The organism is Tunturiibacter gelidiferens, assembly GCF_014201335.1.
In the GTDB taxonomy this organism is placed as follows: Bacteria; Acidobacteriota; Terriglobia; order Terriglobales; family Acidobacteriaceae; genus Edaphobacter; species Edaphobacter lichenicola_E.
Map to the genome: position 1 here is coordinate 275829 of NZ_JACHEB010000007.1, position 22215 is coordinate 298043.

The 22215-nt window shown below is 56.5% G+C and carries 15 protein-coding genes; 8 read left to right on the forward strand and 7 right to left on the reverse strand.

Annotated features, from left to right (window positions below):
• Positions 1-10: 10 nt before the first annotated feature.
• The 4 genes from HDF14_RS15950 to HDF14_RS15965 all read left to right on the forward strand — a co-directional run bounded on the left by HDF14_RS15950 (position 11) and on the right by HDF14_RS15965 (position 5425).
• The gene (locus tag HDF14_RS15950) at positions 11-3025 is read left to right on the forward strand and encodes a sensor histidine kinase (RefSeq protein WP_183978493.1); all 3015 of its coding nucleotides are present in this window, start codon (positions 11-13) and stop codon (positions 3023-3025) included.
• On the forward strand, positions 3018-3644 hold the full coding sequence (locus HDF14_RS15955) for a response regulator (protein ID WP_183978495.1): 627 nt from the start codon (positions 3018-3020) through the stop codon (positions 3642-3644). The genes HDF14_RS15950 and HDF14_RS15955 overlap by 8 nt, the downstream gene beginning before the upstream one ends.
• Before the next feature lie 11 nt (positions 3645-3655).
• Complete coding sequence (locus tag HDF14_RS15960; protein ID WP_183978497.1) at positions 3656-4180, forward strand: hypothetical protein; 525 nt, start codon at positions 3656-3658, stop codon at positions 4178-4180.
• An 84-nt stretch (positions 4181-4264) separates the two neighbouring features.
• Positions 4265-5425 carry a glycoside hydrolase family 130 protein gene (locus HDF14_RS15965; RefSeq protein WP_260698314.1) on the forward strand — a complete coding sequence of 387 codons (1161 nt, stop codon included), beginning with the start codon at positions 4265-4267 and terminating at the stop codon, positions 5423-5425.
• Here the strand turns inward: HDF14_RS15965 and HDF14_RS15970 are convergent.
• From HDF14_RS15970 to HDF14_RS15990, 5 genes are all read right to left on the reverse strand, one after another.
• Positions 5422-5955: a hypothetical protein gene (locus HDF14_RS15970; RefSeq protein WP_183978501.1), complete on the reverse strand. Its 534-nt coding sequence runs from the start codon at positions 5953-5955 to the stop codon at positions 5422-5424. The two genes, HDF14_RS15965 and HDF14_RS15970, sit on opposite strands and share 4 nt — an antisense overlap.
• A 35-nt stretch (positions 5956-5990) precedes the next feature.
• Positions 5991-12665 carry an Ig-like domain repeat protein gene (locus HDF14_RS15975; protein ID WP_183978503.1) on the reverse strand — a complete coding sequence of 2225 codons (6675 nt, stop codon included), beginning with the start codon at positions 12663-12665 and terminating at the stop codon, positions 5991-5993.
• Positions 12666-13002: 337 nt separating this feature from the next.
• On the reverse strand, positions 13003-14430 hold the full coding sequence (locus HDF14_RS15980; protein ID WP_183978506.1) for a DUF1501 domain-containing protein: 1428 nt from the start codon (positions 14428-14430) through the stop codon (positions 13003-13005).
• 12 nt (positions 14431-14442) lie between these two features.
• Positions 14443-17268, reverse strand: coding sequence for a DUF1800 family protein (locus HDF14_RS26075; RefSeq protein WP_221304717.1), 2826 nt, complete (start codon positions 17266-17268; stop codon positions 14443-14445).
• A gap of 285 nt (positions 17269-17553) precedes the next feature.
• Positions 17554-17883, reverse strand: coding sequence for an Mpo1-like protein (locus tag HDF14_RS15990; protein WP_221304718.1), 330 nt, complete (start codon positions 17881-17883; stop codon positions 17554-17556).
• Between the two features lie 125 nt (positions 17884-18008).
• On the opposite strand from HDF14_RS15990, the gene HDF14_RS15995 reads away from it, so the two are divergent.
• Positions 18009-18500, forward strand: a complete 492-nt coding sequence (locus tag HDF14_RS15995; protein ID WP_183978508.1) for a hypothetical protein — start codon at positions 18009-18011, stop codon at positions 18498-18500.
• Positions 18501-18525: 25 nt separating this feature from the next.
• Here the strand turns inward: HDF14_RS15995 and HDF14_RS16000 are convergent, their stop codons facing one another.
• Positions 18526-18810, reverse strand: a complete 285-nt coding sequence (locus tag HDF14_RS16000) for a hypothetical protein (RefSeq protein WP_221304719.1) — start codon at positions 18808-18810, stop codon at positions 18526-18528.
• A gap of 154 nt (positions 18811-18964) precedes the next feature.
• Between HDF14_RS16000 and HDF14_RS16005 the strand changes: the two genes are divergently transcribed.
• A complete protein-coding gene (locus HDF14_RS16005; RefSeq protein WP_183978510.1) occupies positions 18965-19567 on the forward strand; it encodes a hypothetical protein in 603 nt (200 codons plus the stop codon).
• An 82-nt stretch (positions 19568-19649) separates the two neighbouring features.
• Positions 19650-20324 (forward strand): BON domain-containing protein, encoded by a 675-nt coding sequence (locus HDF14_RS16010; RefSeq protein ID WP_183978512.1) that lies wholly within the window; start codon positions 19650-19652, stop codon positions 20322-20324.
• Between the two features lie 104 nt (positions 20325-20428).
• Here HDF14_RS16010 and HDF14_RS16015 read toward each other — a convergent pair whose 3' ends face one another.
• Complete coding sequence (locus tag HDF14_RS16015; protein ID WP_183978514.1) at positions 20429-20842, reverse strand: hypothetical protein; 414 nt, start codon at positions 20840-20842, stop codon at positions 20429-20431.
• Between the two features lie 179 nt (positions 20843-21021).
• Here HDF14_RS16015 and HDF14_RS16020 point away from each other — a divergent pair, with 179 nt between their 5' ends.
• Complete coding sequence (locus tag HDF14_RS16020) at positions 21022-22215, forward strand: serine hydrolase domain-containing protein (protein ID WP_183978515.1); 1194 nt, start codon at positions 21022-21024, stop codon at positions 22213-22215.

The following is a 22215-nucleotide window of genomic DNA, read 5'->3' on the forward strand; positions in this document are numbered from 1 at the left end:
TATTATCCGAATGGAAGCGAATCCGAGCATCATGCTTGCGCGCACATCGAACCTCCGCATGAATTTGCTTTCGCGTCTCCATCTCGCCATGGGCTCCTCGCTCCTCTGGACGCTATGCGGAATCGCGTCGCTATCTCCCCCTGCTCAGTCCCAGGACCCAAATAGCTTTGTCCATCAGTCCTGGTCCACTGAAAACGGCCTCCCCCAAAACAGCGTCCATCAAATCTTTCAGTCCACCGACGGTTACATTTGGATTGCAACCGAAGGTGGCATAGCTCGTTTCAATGGCGTCGACTTCAAAACCTTCACCCATGAAACCACTCCCGAAATCACTGGCGATGACATCTGCTGCTTCACTCAAAGTCGCAACGGCCCCCTCTGGATCGCGACATCCGACGGCCTCCTCCGATACTCGGCAGGAACATTTCGCCGCTACTCCATCGCGGACGGTTTAACTACCAACCGCGTCACCAACCTCGCCGTAGCAGACAACGGTGCACTCTTGCTCCTCACCACCGAGGGCATCGTCAGCCTTAGTGGGAGCCGCTTCTCGACCATCTCCCTTCCCTTCTCCTCCATCCCTTCGGCGATAGCCACAGCACCCGATGGCAGCGTTTTGATCGCATCGAACTCCGGAATCTTTCAATATCTCCATGGCCGGATTCTCCCTCTGCCACTCAGCCCCGCCTCTACGCCGAAGGATATTCAGGGCATCGGCTTTCTCCCCGATCACAGTCTCTGGTTGCGCACGGGTACCAGTCTCAGGGTGCTGCAAAACGGCCATAGCCGAACTCTAACAACTGGCCACGACCTCCCAGCCTCGCGCATCCAGTCTGTTCTTGCTGGCTCACAGGGAGAGCTTTGGATAGGCACCGATAGAGGACTATTCGCCCTCGACAAAATCGGCAGCCACCCACAAGCCGTTGCAGCCCTTGGCTCCAACAGCATCCTCTCTCTCACGCAAGACAAAGAGGGAAATCTCTGGGTTGGAACAGAAACCAGCGGCCTCCAAATCCTGAGACCCGAAAACTTTCGCACCATTCCTGGCCTGTCCGATCACCTGATCACTGCCATCACACAGGCATCCGACGGCGCCATGTGGGTCGGCACCGACGGCGACGGACTCGACAGATGGCAAGCAGGAAATATTCGACACATGTCCACTCACTCGGGCCTCCTCAGCGAAACCATTCTCGCTTTGGCCCCAGGGGCAGACGGCAGTATGTGGATCGGCACGCCGGACGGCCTCAACCACATCGAAGGATCGAAGGTCCGAACCTACACCTCCGCCGACGGCCTACCCGATGATCTGATTCGCTCTCTCCTCAGTGACGAAGATGGTTCACTGTGGATTGGCACTCGTCACGGCCTCGCGCATTTGCAGAACGATCAATTCGTTACACTGACCCACTCCGACGGCCTCCGAAGTGAACTCGTCGGTGCTCTTCTTAGGCCTCATATCTCCAACTCTCACGACCTGTGGATCGGTACGCTCGACGGTCTCGCACGTCTCCGCGACGGCTATATTAAAACCTTCACAAAAAGAGACGGCCTCTCCGGCGACACGATCACCGCTCTCATCGAAGATCCTAAAGGCACGCTCTGGATCGGAACAAAAGGAGCTGGCCTCAGCGCCCTAACAACCAGAGGCTTCATCTCCCTTCACCGAAACGACCTGCCTCAGACCATCGACTCCATCCTCCATGATGATCGCGGCAATCTTTGGCTGGGCTCCAGTCGAGGCATCATCCGCGTCTCAGCTGTGGCGCTTATCAAGTGTGGTTCACTTTCAACGTGCGATCCTCACCCAGTCTCGTATGGTCGTGCCGACGGAATGCCAACCGAAGAAGCCGTCGGTGTAGGTCATCCCGCCGCTTGGCGAACTACTGAAGGACTTCTCTGGTTCGCCACTCGCAAAGGCGTCGCAGTTACCGATCCCGCACATCTTACAGAAAACCTGGTGCCGCCCCCGGTCGTCATCGAACGCTTTACGGTGGATGGAGTCGACATGCCCCTAACATCCACCGAACAACCTATCACGCCCCGCCACACCAGCTTTGCATTCGAATACGCTGGCCTCAGTTACGTGGCGCCCGCCAAAGTCCGCTATCGTTACCTTCTCGAAGGCTTCGACCAGAATTGGACCGAAGCCGGCTCGCGCCCCGTCGCTTACTACACCAATCTTCCTCCCCGCAACTATCGCTTTCGCGTGCAGGCAGCGAACAACGACGGCATATGGAATGAAACCGGAGCGCAGATCGCCTTCCATGTGCAGCCTCCCTTCTATCGCAGACTCTGGTTTCTCCCGTTTGTCGTTGGTCTCGCCGCCGTCTTTGCGCTCCTGCTATACCGTCTCCGCGTCCGGAGCCTTCAGGCGCAGTTCCAGGCAGTTCTTGCTGAGCGAAACCGCGTGGCCCGCGAAATTCACGACACTCTCGCTCAAAGCTTTGTCGGCGTCTCTGTGCAACTAGAACTCACCTCCCAGCTTCTCGCCCTCTCTCAAACTGACGCAGCAACCAGACAGATCGGCCAGACCCGCGCGTACGTCCGCGAAGGACTCGCCGAAGCTCGCCGAAGCATCTGGAATCTCCGCGCCATTACTGCGCAGAACAGCTTGCCCACACGCCTCACCCACTTGGCTGACCAGTGGAGCCAAAAGAAACTCAGCACTCGGCTCAACATTACCGGCACGTATCGCCCTCTCGCCCAGCCCTTTGAAGATGAGGTCTTCCGCATCGCCCAGGAGTCATTGGCAAATGCCGCCCGCCACGCAAACGCGACCCAGGTCTCCGCCGACCTTCTCTACGGCGCAACACGATTGGTACTTACCGTCACCGATAATGGCAGCGGATTTCAACTCACCGAAGGGCTTTCGGCAAACGGGCACTTCGGTATTCAGGGCATGCGCGAACGTGCAGTTCAAATTCGTGGTCAACTAACGATTGAAAGCTCTCCGGGAAACGGCACCACTGTCACGCTCGAAGCGCCCATCACAGAAGGAAAAGAGGCAGCAATCAATGCCTGAACGAATTCGTATCCTCGTAGTGGATGATCATCACGTCGTTCGTCAGGGTCTAGTTGCGCTACTCAACATTGTCCCGGACATAGAAGTAGTGGGCGAAGCCAGCGACGGCCTTCAGGCAATCGATCTCCACAAAACCTTACAACCGGACATTACCCTGATGGACCTACAGCTCCCGAACCTCGGCGGTGTCGATGCCATCCTGAAGATTCGCGCCGACTATCCCGCAGCAAGATTCATTGTCCTTACCACCTTCGACGGGGACGAAGACATCTTTCGCTCCCTCCAGGCCGGCGCAAAAGCCTATCTGCTCAAAGGAATGACCGTCGACGAACTCGTCTCGACCATTCAGGCAGTTCACAGCGGAAGAACCCTCATCTCACCGGCCATAGCAGAAAAGCTTGCCGAGAGAATGAGCACTCAAGCGCTCACCAACCGCGAACTCAAGGTCCTGGAACGCATCGTGGCTGGCCGCGCAAATAAGGAGATCGCCTCCGACCTGCAAATCAGCGAAGCCACAGTCAAATCCCATATCAATAGCCTGCTCGGAAAACTTGGCGTCAGCGATCGCACTCACGCTGCTACCGTCGCCCTCCAACGAGGTATCGTACATCTCAAATGAGACCCTGCCCAATGAAGCCATCTCTCATCGCCCTGCTTCTGATCCTTGTGCCACCGTCCTTTGCCGCCGCTCAATCAAAGCCTTCCTGGCGCGCAGCGACTCCAACAGAGTTGCAGATGGCTCTACCAGCCCGCGCTCCAGTCGAAAAAGAACGCATCGAAACAGAGATGCGCACCGCCTCCGGCATCATCAACTCTCATGGAAAGATTATTGCAGGTGTTGTTCTCATCACCGCCGGCTACTCCGCCGACGGGAAATACTCCCACTACCTCTTGGTTCAAGCTCCCATCACCTTCGGAGATATTTCGCTTGCTTCAGGAAATTACGTAATCGGGTGGCAGCGCGGGGACGACAATCTCATCGTCAAGTTCTACGATGCCGCAACCGGACAAGAACACGGTACCGTCACAGCTCATCATCTGTCGACCGGCTCACGCGTCGAATCCTTTCGCATATGGCCTCCCGCGAGCAACCCGATCCTTCAGATTGGGCGCTTCGCCGTTCCCTACACCTTGGAAAAGCAAGCAACGCCATAACTACTCGTCGAAATCGGTCGATGAAATCATGCCTTGTTAGCACTTCTCGAGCACTGTACTTTAGACCACATGAGAATAGTCCGCATGCTGATCATCATAGCGACCCTGCTTACGACCAGCGTCCTCCCTGCGCAGAGTACGGCCACATGGGAGATCGGCCCTTTCACCCGCCCTGCCAACGGCAATCCCGTCATTACTCCTAATCCGCAATCGACCTTCATCGATCCTGTCCTCAACGCTCCTGTTCACTGGGAGATTCTTCACACCTTCAATCCCGCAGCGATTGTTCGCAACGGCAAGGTCTACATCCTCTACCGGGCCGAGGATAACTCCGGGACCATGCAGATTGGTGAACACACCTCACGCCTCGGTTTAGCGGAAAGTAACGACGGCATCCACTTCACACGGCGCGCCGAACCCGTCTTCTATCCGTCAAAAGATACTCAACAGTCTCGCGAATGGCCGGGTGGCGTGGAAGATCCGCGCATCGTCGAAACCAGCGACGGCGCCTACGTCCTCACATACACTCAGTGGAACCGCAGTACTTACTCCGTAGGAATCGCGACCTCATCCGATCTAATACATTGGATTAAGCACGGTCCTGCATTTGCAAGCGCATCGAACGGCAAGTACGCCCAACTCAAATACAAGTCGGCTGGTATCGTGACGCGCCTACAAAACGGACGCCTCGTAGCCGCCAAAATCAACGGCAAATTCTGGATGTACTGGGGTGAAGGCGCCATCCATCTCGCTACCTCGAGCGACCTGATCCACTGGAATCCGCTGGAGAGCGCGCAGGGCGATCCCATCGAAATACTTCGCCCACGTCCTCAACACTTTGACAGCACGTTTCCGGAAACCGGCCCTCCGCCAGTCCTGACCACCGCCGGAATCGTTGTGCTCTACAACGGAAAAAATGCAGTGACAGGCGGAGATCCGGATCTAGGCCCCAACGCATATGCAGCCGGCGAGGCTCTATTCGACATTAAGGATCCCGCCCGTCTCCTCGAACAGACGGAGAATCCTGTCCTGAAACCGATCATGCCTTATGAGAAGACCGGACAATACGCCGCAGGTACTACCTTCGCCGAAGGTCTCGTCTACTTTCACAGCCAGTGGTTTCTTTACTACGGATGCGCTGACTCTCTCGTAGCTGTGGCCACAGCGCCAAATAATAGTCCCATAGCTTTCGACGATTTCGCCCTCACTAACTCTAGAAGCCGTCCCACCCACAAGTCAGACTAGTGAAAATGAACAGCAATTCCCGTGCTGGCCCCGTACGGTCGCAGCGTGCCGAACGGAAAATTAAGCCACCATTGATATTCAAAATCAACAAGCCGTACGCTATACCGACTTCTGCCCAATGCCAGATCAACACCGCCGCCAGGAGCCAGCACAAAGTAGTTGCCGTCCGCGTAGTCGTATGGAAAATAAAAGTGCCCGTCTCCAATAAGAACCTTTCCATATGCTGTCAACCAGCGCTTGCGATATGGAAATTTTCCCCCAATGAGATAGGTCGACTGATGAGTGCCCACCTCTTCGTTAATGGTAAGAAATCGAACCTCAGCCTCGTAACTAATGCGCTCTGAGCGAGAGTAATCGACAAAGCCAGACCCGCCTCCAAGATCGCGCTTGCCATAATCCGCCGCAAAGAACGAGTAGGTCCCCCCGACGAGCCATCGGGGTCCCGGCCCCGTCGCAGTTGGCAGCGCCTGGCCATTCACGAGAGATGTTGCCGCAGCACAAAACAGCACAACAACAAGCGCCCTCGACAATCTCCAAAGAGGCTGTGAGCCATCAAACCATTTGATCACTGGGTCACCGTCAAAGTCATCGGAGCAGACTGAGTCGCCGCCGTCTTAGCGCCGATAGCAGTCACATTGAAGGTATAGCTGCCTGCCGGTGTACCATGCACATCGAGTCCACCGCAGCCCGACATTGCCATCGCTCCCGTAAAGAGCAACGCCAGCAGAAGACCGCTGAGCAGCTTATGGCCACGTCGCGAACGTAGAAGCGTCAACCCGACAATGAGCCCACCTGGCAGGAAACAAAGCGCGATACCGCTGGAAGAGGGTCCATCAGCTTTCGCGATGCTCCCAGCCGTCAGGGGAGAGCCCGTATCAATCGTCAGGCTAATCGTCTGCTTGCCATTCGCATCGAGCGATACCTGATCAGAAGTGAACGTGCAGGTAGCCGCTCGCGGGAGGCCAACACAGCCAAGCGAAAGCAGATCCGTGAAATTCTCAATTGAGGTGAGTGTCAATTGAATTGTGCCATGCTGTGTGCTCTTCATCTGCATGTTTGGAGGATTCAAAGCGATCGTGAAGTTGGTCGCCGGAACCACCGTCAAAGAAACGGGACTCGATACAGACCCCAAATACTGCGAATCCCCTTGATAGGTCGCAATCGGACTGTAAGTTCCCAACCCCAGGCTGGTAGTCAGCGTAGCAATACCAGAAGCATTCAAAGTCGCGCTGCCAAGCGTAGTACTTCCAGAACTGAAGACGACCGTACCCGACGGGGGAACGGCCGCGTCACCTTGCAGCGTTGCAACCAGCGTAAACGGCCTATTCTCGATTGCGCTGCTGGAAGAGATCGTCAGTGTATTCTTCGAAGTGTGAAGTTGCACCACTTCCGTCAGTGCAGGCGAAGTGCCCGGGAAGTTTTGCGTGTCGCCGGCATAGCTTGCGGTAAGAGTATGCGACCCGAGAGTTAGAGTCGAAACCGTAAAAGTCGCGATCCCCGCACTATTAACACTCGACGTACCCAGAATCGTGGATCCATCAGACAAAGAGACGAGACCTGTAGGTAGGTTCGTACTGCTGCCCGTCACCGAAACGGTAAACGTGATCGGACTGCCAATTAGAGATGGGCCACTGCTCGTCCCGCTGATGGTTCCCAGACTATTAACCGCAGTAAGCGCGACCGTAGTACGCTGTTCGATATTTTGCAGGACTGGGTTGGACGTACTCGTAAGAGTGTTGCTGTCGCCCTGATAGATCGCGAGAAGAATATGCTGACCCGCAGTGAGCGAGGACGTCGTGAGAGTCGCAATGCCGTTGGCGCCCACCGAAGTCGTCCCAATCACCGTTGTCCCATCTTCGAAGATCACAGGACCGGTGGGAGCTGTCCCTTTGCCAGTCACCTGTGCAGTAAGAGTGAGAGAAGCGCCCGCCACCGACGGCGAACCCGATGTAGTCAGCACAGTCGTGGTGTTACTGTTCTGTACTGTCTGGATAAGCACCGGGCTACTGCTTGTCTGGCTGACGCTGTCGCCGCTGTAGGTCGCAACAATCGAGTGTTGCCCAGGACTCAACGCATTCGTCGTGAATGTCGAAGTACCCGACGCCCCCACAATGCTCGTTCCGAGAATAGCCGATCCATCATGGAACGCTACTGTACCCGTAACAGGAGATCCCCCGCTGCCCGACACCACGGTTGTGAACGTCACTGGAGTAGCCGACAAAGATGGATTGCTGCTCGAAACAAGAGTGCTGGCAGTGGGTTGCAGAATCGCTTGTTGCAGTGGCCCTGACACGCTTCCAGGATGACTCGTATCGCCGTTATAAGTTGCCATCAGCGTATGCGTCCCAATCGATAAGGTAGAAACAGTCAAAGTAGCCAGGCCGTTCGCGTCAATCCCTACCGTACCAATGCTGTTGGCACCGTCGCGGAGTATGACCGTACCGGTTGGTTGAGCCCCCGTTCCAGTCACCATCATCGCGAAAGTAACTGCGTCTCCAATAAGCGCAGGATTCTTATTCGAGTTGAGCGTGATCGCGCTCGTAGACTGCTGAATCGTCTCCACAACGCCAGGCGACGTGGCAGGACTGTTATTCGCATCGCCTGTGTACGTCGCAACAATCGTATGCTGTCCCACCGAAAGGGTTGATACCGGCAAATTAGCGCTTCCATTTGCAGCAATCGCCGATGTCCCAAGCACTGTCGTGCCGTCCGTGAACGTCACACTGCCGGTCGGAGCAACCGTCGTCCCACTAAGATTTGTCGTAAAGACAACCTGGAGCCCAGCTATCGAAGGGTTGCTGCTCGATACCAGCGTCAGGCTCGGTGCGCCTTTGCTCACCGTAATCGTCTGTGGAGGAGATGAAGACGCCGCATCATTCGTATCTCCCCCATAGCTTGCCGACAAAGTGTGTTGGCCGAGCGAAAGATTCGAAACGGAGAGAGTTGCCGAGCCGTTCGCGCTGAGGATCGCGGTCCCGATCGCCGACGCGCCGTCAAGAAATGTCACCTGTCCACCAGGTATACCGCCCGATCCCGTAACGGTGACAGTCAGGGTTTCGGTAGAATTTACCGTCGAATTCACCGCACTGACCGCCATCGAAGTCTGAGTCGTCGCCCGCTGCACTAACTCGCTTAGCGTTGAAGAAAGGGCCGCATTATTGTTCGCGTCTCCACCATAAGACGCTGTGATCAAGTGCGTGCCCAAAGCCAGACTTGTAGTATTGAAGACGGCAACGCCCGCCGCATTGAGCGTAATCGCGGCCAGCGTTGAAGAGCCGTCATGGAACGTAACAACCCCGGTCGGCGCTGGCTCCGAGCCTCCAACCGCCGCCGTAAACGTCACATTTGCACCGGCGCTCACAGGATCCTGACTCGATGCAAGCGCAATACCCGTTACCGGAGAAACGATGTGTGTCAACCCGGCTGAGGTGCTGCCAGAATCATTCGTATCGCCGAGATAAACAGCAGTGATGATGTGTTGTCCTACTATCAACGTCGACGTGCTGAGCACCGCCGTTCCATTCGCCGCCAAGGAAGGACTGCCGATCACCGTCGATCCATCCATGAACTGAACAGTCCCGCCCAATGCGCCCGAGCTTCCTGTCACAGTCGCAGTAAACGTCACAGGAGCGCCTACCGGGGTCGTCGATGCGCTCGCCGTCAGGACAGTTGTCGTCGTCGCCTTGATGACAACCTGCGTAATCGCCGGCGACACACTGGTTGCGTTATAAGCATCTCCCGAATAAGCAGCCGTCAACGAGTGAGATCCCACCGTAAGAGACGACAACGATAGTGTTCCGAGACCAGCAGCGTTGATCGGGCTCGTACCAACTGCAGCAGCGCCATCGTAAAAGGTCACCGAGCCAGTCGGAGCTGAGCCATTTCCAGTAACAGTCGCACTCAATGTAATCGGCAACCCTGCAGTCGACGGGCTTCCCGAAGTCGAAATCACAACTCCCGTAGTCGCCTGCTGAACCGTCAGCGTTAACGCAGGAGTCGTTCCGAGATTATTGTTGTCTCCCAGATACACGGCCGTAATCGAATGCGTGCCCGTCGAGAAAGAAGGCACCGTAAAGCTCGCTATACCCTGCGCATTCAGCGCAGCCGTGCCGAGCACTGTCGTGCCGTCCATAAAGGTCACGATGCCTGTAGGAACGCCTCCATTGCTAGTAATCGAAACCGTCAGCGTGTCGCTCTTTCCGGCGACCGACGGATTGGCAGAAGCAATCAGTGTGCCCGATGTCACCGCCTGCTGTACCTTCTGCGTGATCGTCGGCGATATGCTTCCGGCATAGATCGAAGACCCACCGTAGATTGCGTAAATCGAATGGGATCCAACTCCCAGCGAACTCAGGGTAATGGTCACCGTACCGCCGCTCACCGTCGCCGCACCAAGAGTCGTAGCGCCATCCATAAAAGTTACGGTCCCGGTGATCGGACTCGATGGCACCGACGAACCTGGCGTAATGGTGGCCGTCAGCTGAATGCTCGACCCCGCAGGCGCATTCGCCGAGTTCGACGTAACACTCGTAGTCGTCGTGATCTGTTCAATAGTCTCCTGCATCGCCGCAGAACTGCTGGCGCCATTATTCGCATCGCCCCCATACACGACGTGAATCGGATGCCCTCCAACCGACAAAGTTGAAAGAGTAAGAGTAGCCGAACCATGAATGTCCAGGGTCACAGTCCCCAGAATCGCAGTCCCCTCCTCAAACTGAACTGTGCCCGTCGGTGTCACCGAGCCACCGCTGGTAACGCTCGCTGTAAAGGTGACGGGTGTTCCGAAAGGAACATCTGGGTTGCTCGTAATCAATGTAGTCGCCGTCGAGGAAGCAGCAACGACCTGAGTAAGCGGCGACGACGTGCTAGCGATCGAATTGGCGTCTCCGCTGTAGCTCGCCGTGATGTGATGGGTTCCAACGATCAGCGATGTCGTGCTGAAATTAGCCGCTCCGGACGCATTCAGAGTGACCGTCCCGAGGCGGGTTCCACTATCGAGAAAAGTAACGGTTCCTGTAGGAATCCCCGACGTCCCAACAACGAGCGCAGAAAAAGTCACATTGGCCAGTGACGAAGAAGGATTGAGATTCGACGTTATTGTAGTGCTGGTCCCATCTTTTACGATCTGAGTCACAGGCGAAGACGTGGCCGGCGCAGTATTGTTATCTCCGGCATAACTCGCCGTAATGATGTGAGTTCCGCTCGCGAGGGACAGCGTCGGAAACACCGCCACACCGGCGCTGTTCAGAGTGGCAGTCCCAATCGTCGTCGATCCATCAAGAAAAGTAACAGTGCCTGTCGGTGTCGCGCCCGTGCTCGTCACTGCAACAGTAAACGTCACAAGCGCGCCGGTAGCAGACGGAGAGCCGCTGGTGTTCAGCGTAATTGTCGACGGATCAAGCGTCAAAACCTGGCCGCTTAGCGTAACCGTCTGCGGACTGTTTGGCGAGTCCGACAGGACAGTAATCGTTCCCTTCACCGGGTTGCCGATCACCGTCGGCGCAAACTGTGCACCAATAATGCAGTTGAAAGCCGAAGCCATCGGCGAAGTGGTCGAGCAGGTTGTAGCAACCGGGTCTAGTTGTGTATTGACGCCAGGATTGAGATCCGAGATGTTCAGCGCAGCGTTACCATCATTTTCAAGCTCTTCATCTTCAGTGCTCGAAACACGCTGTACTCGAATCGCTGGAAAATTCAACACCGCATTGATACTTTGGACCAGGCGTATCCGGTTGTGGAATACGTCGCTGACGTAGAGATTTCCTGTTCCATCAAGCGCCATCCCGTACGGTCCATACATACCCGCTGCATTCGCGGGTCCACCATCGCCGCTGAACGACTCCAGTGTGCTACCGACAACCGTGTCGATCTCCCCGGTCACGGCATTCACCTTCCGAACCCGGTTGTTCCCCGCATCAGAGATATAGATATTTCCAGCGGCGTCGATCGTGGTCCCCGCTGGGCTGTCCAGTACAGCACCACTTGCTGGTCCGCCATCGCCGGAGAACCCCGAGGTTCCATTTCCCGCAATCGTCGTAATGGTTCCGTCGAGGGCGACCTTGCGAACGCTGTGATTGTTCTGGTCAGCAATATAAATCTGGCCATCCGGACCCACCGTCACGCCCCACGGTCCATTCAGGCTCGCACTCGTCGCCTGCCCTCCATCCCCTGCATAATTTGCAATGTGGTTGCCCGCGAACCCAGAGATGATCCCAGTCGAAAGATTGACGCGCCGCAAAACATTATTTCCGCTGTCCGCGATATAGAGAAAGCCATTCACCGGATCGATCGCAACCGAATCGGGTGTATTGAGATGAGCCTGGATCGCGCTTCCCCCATCCCCCGAATACCCCTGCGATCCCAGCACGCCCGCCACTGTCGTTATGATTCCCGTCGCCGCCGTGACCATGCGAATCGCGTGATTGTTGCTATCGGCGAAGTACAGGTTCCCCGCTCCATCGAGCGCAACCGAGGTCGGCAGGCTAAGCGAAGCCATCGTAGCCAAGCCGCCGTCACCCGTGTTACCTGCGTCGCCGTTGCCCGCCACCGTCGACATCAGCTGCGACCCGCCATCCACACGTCGAATGCGATTGTTGCTCGAATCGGCAATGAATATATCTCCAGCCGGATCCACCGCCACTCCGAACGGAAGAAAGATCGGCGAAGCTGTAGCGGCTTGCCCATCTCCCCGGTAGATCCACGATTCATCTCCGGCAACCGTCTTGATGATGCCCGGCACAAACAGGGCAAGCGGTCCGCTACCCGTCGCCACGAGCCATGTATTGCCCAATGGCAGCCCCGTCGGATCGAACAGAGCCACCGCTCCTATATGTTGACCGGGGTACTTCGGACTGAACGTCACCGGAAAGCTGCAGGTCTGGCCCACAACAAGCGTGCTCCCGGTCAAGCAGGTACCAGTCCCAGAAATCGCAAAATCAAGATTCGCAACTCCACCTGTAAGCGCACTAGCCTTTCCCAACTGACCATTTTTCGTCACGACAACAGAAACCGTTTGAGCCGCCGAGGTATTCCCTATAACTGTCACCCCAGGCAAGGTCACCGGCGCCGGGTAGCTGCGTGTCGCCGCTCCGCACAACACCAGAAGAGCTAGCAGAATGCACACTCGCGACTGAAGCCGTCCCCTTAGAGAACGCAGACCCACATTGTCCTGATCGGTTGAGGACACCAGAGACAAACGCAGACAGAAAAGCTTTACATCAAATCGAACAGGAGCGAGCATGGGTTCACCTCTGGAGCTCAACAGCAGATGGAGGTTGCGACGTAGCTCCAAAGTGGGGAGGAAGCGCCAGAGATCGCAAGGTAACAGGATGTTGCCCTTTGGTAATCATGACTTTAGGCAACCGTCCCGGAATGGAAAATTACCCGTAAGTTGCATGAGATCTGTGGCAAACGCTCGCGCTCAGTCATCAGCGGTTCATCTCTTCTTGCTCGAGATGGAACAGCATTCGAGCTCCGGCCGAACTCACCAAGCAACAGCTCATCGGCTGTTCGGGAAACTCCCTATACTGCAAATCGGCTGCGCTCAGTGTGCTACCAGTCCGCGTAGCAGCAGATCCTCAACTCAAAAATCCCATGTACGGGTTCGAGCCGAAGTTTGAGAAATTCGGAAACACCTGTTTGACTTGACCATCCGAGAGTCCGAGCCAGCGCGCAAGCGTGCCAGCATATTGTTCAACAGAAGTTGTAGGGATCAACCGGCCTGCTCCCATATCATTTGCCTGGCTTGAGCCGATCACCGGATATTGACCGTACATATCCTGACCGTTCACGGCGCCCCCCGTAACAATGTGATGGCCCCCCCAGCCGTGATCGGTTCCATCCGAGTTTGCCGTCAGCGTCCTGCCAAAATCCGACGCGGTAAAAGTAGTCACCTGGCTATTCAGACCCGCGGTCGTCATGGCCGTATCAAAATATTCCAGTGCCTCACCCAGTTGCGTCAGCAGACGCGCATGTTGCGGCGCCTGATTGTCGTGTGTATCAAAGCCGCCCAGCTGAACAAAAAATATCTGCCGGCTCACCCCCAGACTGCTTCTCCCACCCATAATCCGCGCCACGGTTTGCAGTGAAACGGCGAGTGAATTATCCGTCAGTTTATTCAACACCGGATCCAGATATTGAGGCGGGTTCGCTACTCCTCCCGGTCCGGCCGGCAACATCGAACTCGCAAGGCTAGCCTGTGCCGCAATCGAGCGGCCGACAATCACCTCATACTCCTTCGCAAAGAGATTCGTCTCCTCGGCAGAAAGAATGGATGACAGCGCACTCGATCCAGCCTGTTGCCCAAACAGCGGGCTCGCCAAACCGGAGATCGGTATCGGGCCTGCCGAAGTTACATTGAGTTGAAACGACGTCTGCCCAGACAGAAACAAAGCAATCCCCGAAGTCGAAATACAAGTAAACGCAGCATTCGAATTCATCGTTGCGATCACATCCGCCATCGCGCCGCCCCATCCTTCGTGAACCGCGCTCCCCCCATTCGCAGCAATCGCCTGCCACGCCGCAGTCTGGTCAAAATGCGAATACAACGAGGCCGGCAACGGAACCGAATTAGCTTGAATCTGCGCCTTGGTTGTAGGAGCGATCAGAGTTCCCGTATTTGTAACAATCGCGGCACGCCCGGCATTGAAAAGATTCTGCACCCCTGTCAAATACGGATTCAATGCAAACGTACGCCCACTCTGCGGCGTCTTCAAAACGATTGGCAGAAGATCACTCTGGCTGTAAGCAAGCCCGGGCGCTCCCGACCGCGCCGTCGTAAACGCGCTGAACGACTCCGCATCCGTCGCAATCACCGTTCCATGCCCGTCATTACCACCAGCCAGAAAGATACAGACCAGCGCGCGATAGTCCGTCGGACTCCCCTGCTGAGCCATCGCAGCAACCGAGTTCAGCTCAAGAAGAAATGGACTCACAGAGAAACCAGCCATCGATGCCATCGACGCTGTTCGAAGAAACTGCCGCCGCGATAGTTCGTGTTTATTCATCACGCTCTCCGTCTAGAACTGTGCACTGAAAGATGGCGACGCCATCGTCAGTAAAATCGCCATCTTCACGCGGTTGGCCAGTGCAGCATTGATCGCATCCTGATCTCCCGTCGGTATCGCAATCGAATTGACGGCAGAAAGAATCTGGCTGCGAAGCGTCCCGTCCATCTCTCCCGCCATCAACAGCAGGTTGATGCGATCGAGCAGCAGATCCGGCGTGCCTGCCAAACCAATCTCCGTCGCGTAGTTCGAAAAAACGTCAGGCCCCGTAGTCGCACCCGCTCCAATTGCACTCTGCATGTAATTCAGGTATCCAACAACCGTCGACACATCGGTCATCCCCATCTCGGGCGCCAGCAACCCAGCCTTCGCAATGCTCGTCCCCGGAGGAACATACCCCGGTGCAAACCAGTTGAAGACGCTCGGCGAACGAAGCGACATCTCGCCCAATCCATAGATCGGGTCTTCCGTGCTCCCCAGATAGTAAGCACCATTCCGCGACTGCGCCGTAAATGCCCGCGCCCACTCAACATAGCGAATCAGCGCCTCACGTACCTCCCCATACTGAGGATTGCTGCTCGCCGCCGCGGCATTGCGCGCTTCATCATCTAACAGAATCGCCGTCAGAACGGCCTTCATATCTCCGCGAACTCCGGCCCCGTTATCCTGAAACACCGCCGACACTCGCCCCACATACGCCGGACTCGGATTACTCGTCACCAGATGCTGAATCAGCCGCTTGCAAACAAACGGCGGCAGATTCGGATGATTGAACAGCGTATCCAGTGCGATCTTCAAATCGCCCACCGGATCAGGATTCGACTGAGTCGGAATCGTAACCCCAAGAAAATCCTTTTCCTCAGTCGAGTGATGATTTGCGAAGCTCTGCATCGGCAGAATATCTTCGCCAAAACCAGTCCCGACATAGGCGCAACAGTTAGACCACGCCGTATTGCTCTGGTCGCCCGGTATATTCCAGCTGAATCCCGTAAAGACCTTGGCCAAACCCATCACATCCAGATTCGAATACGTAGGAATCGGCTGCTCTGTCGAACCGAGCTTCTGCGTGCCATCCGGATTGAGCTGATAGAGCCCAATCGTAAACAACTGCATCACTTCACGCGCATAGTTTTCATCAGGATCGCGCGTAGCATCTCCCTTGTCATTGCCCATCACCGACAGGTACTGCCCCATCATCGGATTCAACGTCACATCTTCCAGAAGCTGCCGGAAGTTGCCGAACGCATCTGCTCCCAGCACGTCATAGTAGTTCGCCATGCCGCGCGGCATCTCGGCCAGCGCAAAGTCCTGACTCGAAACCACCATCTGTTCCGTCAGCGCATACTTCACACGCTGCCTCAGTTGATCGCTTCCCGCTATTGCCTGCTGCCAGAAGCTCCCCTCAAGATAAGCATCGTCCCCATCGTTTTGCACAAACAGAGTCGCGTTGCACTTCACATCACCTACCTTGCACGGCGGATTATTCAGCACCAACGCCTGCTCGACAACAGGTTCATGCAGTGTCGCAGGAATATTGAACTGCTCATTCATCCACGCCGAATAGCCAACCTTCGATAGATGATGGATGTCACCATCCGTCGCCCCAAAGGTCGCCTGCGCCAGAAAGCGCGACGCATCCTCTGGCGAAACCAGTGGTACCGGCGGCGTCCCATTCACCTGCGCAATAAGATCAGTCGAAGTCGCCGGCCCAGGGCTTGGATTCAAAACCTGAAGATCAAGATCACCCGGATCGCTCGGGCTGACAGTTGCAGTCAACTGCCCGCCGTTATTGAACGTAGTAGGCACCGGCGCATCATTCATCAACACCTGCGCCCCGTTGATAAAGTTGCTGCCGCTAACAACAACCGTCGACGGTCCGACATCAAAAGCCATCGGCGTCGCAGAATTCAGAATCGGAATCGGGTTATACACCGATATGTTTTGACTGATCGACACAGTCGGATCATCCACACTGACAGCGGTCAACTGCACAACATTGTTCGGCGTCGGAACAACCGCAGGAGCCGTGTACGTCACACTGCCACCCGCGTTCGCAACAATCGTCCCTATCTGCGCGTTGCCGCCCGTTGTTCCATTCACCGTCCAGGTAACGCCGGGATTGTTCGTCCCCGTCACCGTCAGGCCAATCTTCACGCTGTTCGTAACCCGAACAGTTGTGCCGCTGTTCGTCTGCAGAGCAAGCACAACCTTCCCCCGCCCAACAACCTCCGAGACAACAGCCGAATTTGCCGAACCCGGATCGGGATTGTTAACCAATAACGAATAGGTCCCAGGATTAGACGCCGAGATCGACGCAGCCAATTCGGTATTCGAAACAAACGTCGTCGGAACCGCCACTCCGTTCCAGAAAATTTGCGCACCATAGATAAACTGCGACCCGCTGATGGTGATCGTAGAGGTCCCCTCAGAGAACGTGGAAGGCGTCACCGAATTAATAATCGGAATCGGATTCAACACGCTGATCTTCACCATCCCGGGCGTATCCTCCGGAAACGCATTCGCAAGACTGGTGATCGTCACCGAATTATCAGGCGTCGGAACAACAGCTGGCGCCGTATACAAGCCTTTGCTATCCACCGTCCCAAGCTGCGCATTCCCACCCTTGACGCCGTTTACCCAGTACGTCAGAGGCGACCCCGTAACGCCAGTCTCGGTCCCCAACTGCAGCGTCAGGCTAACTCTCACCGTACTGCCAATCGCCCAGATCGACGACGGAAAACCCTTGTCGTAACCCGACCCGCATCCGCTCATAAAGGTGCAGAAGCCCAACGTCAATGCAATCTTCAGAGAAAGAAGGCACTTCAATCTATGCTTCATGAGCGACTCCGCGTTCGTACAAAGTGAGGCATGTCTTCCGCAACTTCAAAGAGTCAGAGGATCAGCAACGAATTCGTCTCCAGCTTATCTGCGATTTGTTACGAAACTAGTTACCTTTTGGCACCCACAGCTGCCACAAAAGTTGTACCGAGACAAAAGGCTGCAGTCGCAACCATCCACGATGAAACCCCACACGCCAACAGAAAAAACAGGCGAGCCTCACCCACTCATTCGTCGTCGAAGTTTCCCAGCATTGCTCCGAAGTCGGCGAGCCCTGCGAAGACCCTAAGCCTTCCCGCGCATCTTCGCCGCCCACCACCGCGACCCGACCAGAAGAAATCGCCAGTCCTTCAGAAACTCCGGAGGCTTTCCTTCAATCGCGTGTCCCACAAACTGCAGTAGCCACCCAAAGCAAAACAACCCCACCCCTATCCACAACAAGCGATGCCACACGATCGTCGCCAGCAGCAGCGGCAGTGACACAATAATGATCGGTATCCCAAACGTATGCGTCAGCCTGTTCAGCGGATGCTGATGGCTCTCCGAGTACTCCGCAATCCAACTCTCCCAACTCCGTCCGCCAAGCATGGCGACACCATATACTTCCTCCTTCACAGCCCGCAACCAAAATCATCCCGCACCGCCCATACTGCCTTTCTCCCACCTCTGCCATCCAATCAACAACATCCTCTTCGCAAGCCTTTCAAGCGAAGCAAAAGGATGCAGGAGTCGTCACCAGCATGGCCAAGGAGTGGATCGCGAATCTCGCCCAGGACATCAAGCAAAAATCCCACGAAGCAGCAGAACTGTACGGTCGCTCACAACACCAGGCCGGCATCATCACCACTCAGGGCAAGCCTTTCTTCGCCGCATTCGTTTCCTGTCTCGAAGAAGACGTGGCCGAGATTAAGCGTCAGCTCCAGGGCGACGTCACCGCCTCGGAAACCATCATCCAGACCACCGGTCTAAGCGAGGTCAAACTCACCCGGAGCCGCTTCCCCTGGTTCGACGCCCGCATCACCCATCACGACCCCACCATCACTCTCGATTACGCCAAAGGTCTCGGCATAGCCGGCGATCCATCAATCGATCGCAAGTCCCGCAACTTCGCCTTTCAGGTCACCGACGACGACGCCCTCTACCTCCAGGATGCTTTCGACGACAACCCGAAGCGCTTCCATCAACCTGAAGATCTTGCCCGCCACATTCTCCAGATACTCTTCGAGCTCTAGCCTCGCGAATTGAAATCCTGCGCCTTCACTCCCACTGCGCCTTATGTCGCTCCACCCACCAGCAGGCCGAATTCCCCTGCTGCGGAAAGATCGACCGGCTGCACGTTACCGGCACCGTACCCATGTAGTCATACTCCATTTTGCTGCCCTTCAGCGGAGTGGCCAGAAACTGATTAACCTGCACCGTCCCAAATGCCGTCCCATGCGACACGCGTGCCCGCAGCACCGCCCAATCCCCCACCCACAACACCCCGGCCGCAACAGCCAGCGCCACCAGCAACCGAACCAGCCGCCCAATCCAGAGTTCCATCAGCCAAAGTATTGCACAAAGGTAATAAGCATTGCGGCCTACGAGCCGATAACTCTGTTCAGGGGAAATCTCCTTGAACGCTCGCCAACCTACGCAATCAGTCATTCAACATGCCGCACCGCGTTACCGCAGAAAACTAAAGTCAGGGGACCGAATGAAGTTCAAGAAAACGCTGACCAGCCTGGCCCTGCTCTCGGCGCTCCCCCTGGCCCGCAACGCACTCGCGCAGAGCACCCCCGCCGCGACCCAGCAACTTCAGCTCTCAACCTTCGTTGGCGGAACCGGTACCTTTAACGACCTCGCAGGCGGAAAAAACCTCGACATCACCGCCGGAGCAGACATTACCGTTCTCACCTTCCGTCGCTTCCGTCCCGCTGCCGAGATCCGCGGCTCCTATCCCATCGACGAAGGCACCATCAGCAGCCAAAAAAACTTCCTCCTTGGCCCAAAGGTCGACTATCCCCTCGGCCGCTTTCACCCCTACGCCAACTTCCTCGTCGGGCGCGGTGGGATCGACTACCTCCGCGGCGGCTACATCTTCGGCAACGTTCGCTATCTCAGCTCCAACACCCTGGTCCTCTCACCCGGCGTCGGCCTCGACTACAACCTCACCCATCAGCTGGCCGTCAAAGTCGACTTCCAATATCAACACTGGAACACCCCCGCCGTCGCCTCCGGCAGCATCAGTCCCAAGGCCACCACCCTCGCCGCCGTTTACATCTTCGACTTCAACCCCCGCCATCACCACACCCAGTAATCCATCTCCGCCTATGGACTCAACTCCTGGCACAGCGTATCTTTCTCTCGGGAAGCTAAATCCATAGCAACCGGAGAAAAAAATGTCTCGTTCAACCCGTCGCGTGATCCCGGCCCTTGCTGCATCTCTCATCTTCACACTCTCTGCTCCCCTCATCGCTCAGGAACCCGCCCCCGCGGCCAACCAGACATGGTCGCAGGAAGACACCCTCCGAATCGTCAAAGAGGTTCAGCAAAAGCTCGCCAATCTCACCACCTATGGCGTCTTCGACTGGCTCACCTTCGGCATCAAAGGAAAGACCCTCATCCTCAGGGGCTACGCCTCCCGCCCCGTTTTGAAGAGTGACGCCGAAAACGCCGTCAAAAAGATCCAGGGCATCGACTCGATCGACAACGAGATCGAGGTCCTTCCCTTATCTCCCATGGACGATCGCATCCGCGCCGCCGTATACAACAACATCTACACCCAGCCTTCGCTGCGCAAATATAACGCCAACCAGGGCAGCATTGGCCGCGCCATCGGACCCGGCGCCGGCATCGCCCTCGCCGCCGGCGGCATCACCAACACGCCACCCATGGGCTACCACGCCATCCATATCATCGTGAAGAACGGCAACGTCACCCTCTACGGCGTCGTTCTCAACCAGTCCGACTCCGCCATCGCAGGCATGCAGGCCAACTCAACCCCCGGCACCTTCAGCGTCGACAACGACCTCATCGTCCAGGGCTCTGCCGCCAAACCAAAAGCAGCCAAGTAAGGTCCACATCTCATCAACGCAGGGAGCCGGTGCATCAAACCGGCTCCCCTGCGCTTATAAGAACTGAAGTTTTTACCTCGAGCGATCACCGCACATTCAGCAGGCTAATTCGTTCGCTCTCCCTGGAACGAACCCGTCCCTCCACGATCGTGGAAGTTGCCATTGTAGGTATTCCCCTGAACCACGCCTTCGACTCGCGGCCCATCCACCCTGCCCCGAAAAGTCAAAACATCGCGAGTCTTCGTTCGAACGACCAGATGCTGGTTATCGATCGTGCCTTCGACCCCGCCAGACTGGTTCGGCCCCTTGAAATGCCCGGAGATCACATTACCCTTCTGCTGTAGTTCAAGAAACTTCGAAGAGGTACTTCCGTTCGGATCCTTGCAGTACAAAGTCCACTTCCCTGCGACGTTGGCCGGCTGCTGCTCCGCCGGCGGCTGCTGCGCAAATAAAAAACTACCGCCGAAGATCATCAAAGCAAAACAAAACACCAATGTCCTTAAGCCGTATCTCTTCACTACATCCTCCTGGCAACGCGACAGCATACAAAATCTACAGCAATTCCCGAACTCTTTCATCCTTTAACCTCAGCGAAGATAAATGGCGGGATAAAATCCTCGTCGAATCCCGAGTTCGAACCTCAGGATTGAATCACCGGATTGCAATGAAGCGGTTCATCGAAAGGACACTCGCGGCTATGCCAACACCAACACCTCAAGGCCCCATCGGCCGCTCCCTTACCCGGCGAACCCTCCTCCGCAATCTAGCCCTCACCGCCGCAGCCGTCCCTCTCCCCAAACTCATAGCCCAACCGCAATACGGCGGCTCCAACGGCCAACAACGCGGCGAGATGGGCCGCATCGCCGGAGCCTTCCGCCAACAATTCTCCGTCCCTGCCACCTCCATCGCCATCTCCCGCAACGGCCAGTTCGTCTACGATCAATCTATCGGCATGGCCGACCGCCAACACCTCGTCCAGGCCCAGCAGGACAGCCTCTTCCGCATCGCCTCCCTCTCGATACCCATCACCTCCGTCACCATCTTCTCCCTCATCGAACAAGGCAAGCTCAAGCTCACCGACAAGGTCTTCGGCCCCTCCGCCATCTTCGGCATCAAGTACGGCAAGCCGCCCTACAAGCAGTACATCGCCGACATCACCGTCGACCATCTCCTCACCCACACCTGCGGCGGTTGGGCCGCCGACGCCACCGACCCCATGATGCACAACGACGGCTGGGACCAAACCAAACTCATCACCGAAACCATCGCCAACCAGCCCCTCACCAATCCGCCCGGCACGAACTGGGCCTTCTCGAACTTCGGCTACTGCATCCTCGGCCGCGTCATCGAGCAGGTCACAGGACAGCCCTACCAGTCCTACGTTCAAGCCAGTATCCTCGCCCCCTGCGGCATCACCACCATGCAGATCGCCAAAAACAAAGAGAGCCAGCGCGCACCCAACGAGGTCGTCTACTTCGGCCAGTACTCCGAAGACCCCTACAAGCTCAACATCACCCGCATGGACTCAGACGCCGGCTGGATCGCCTCCTCCACGCAGCTCGTCCAGTTCCTCAACCACGTCGCCGGCGCGCCCAACATCCCAGCCCTCCTCAAGCCCGCAACCATCCAGCTCATGACCACCCCCGCCTCCGCCTACCCACCCGGAGACGCACGCTACGCCCGCGGCTGGATGGTTCGCAACAACGGAGCCGGCCCCTGGTGGCATAGCGGCAGTCTCCCCGGAACCACCACCATCATGGTTCGCACCCCAACCGGATTCTGCTGGGCTGCCCTCGCCAACACGCGCACCCAACCCGACAACGAAATCAACACAGCCATCGATCAAATGATGTGGAACATGGTCCACACCGTCCCTTCCTGGAACGCTTGA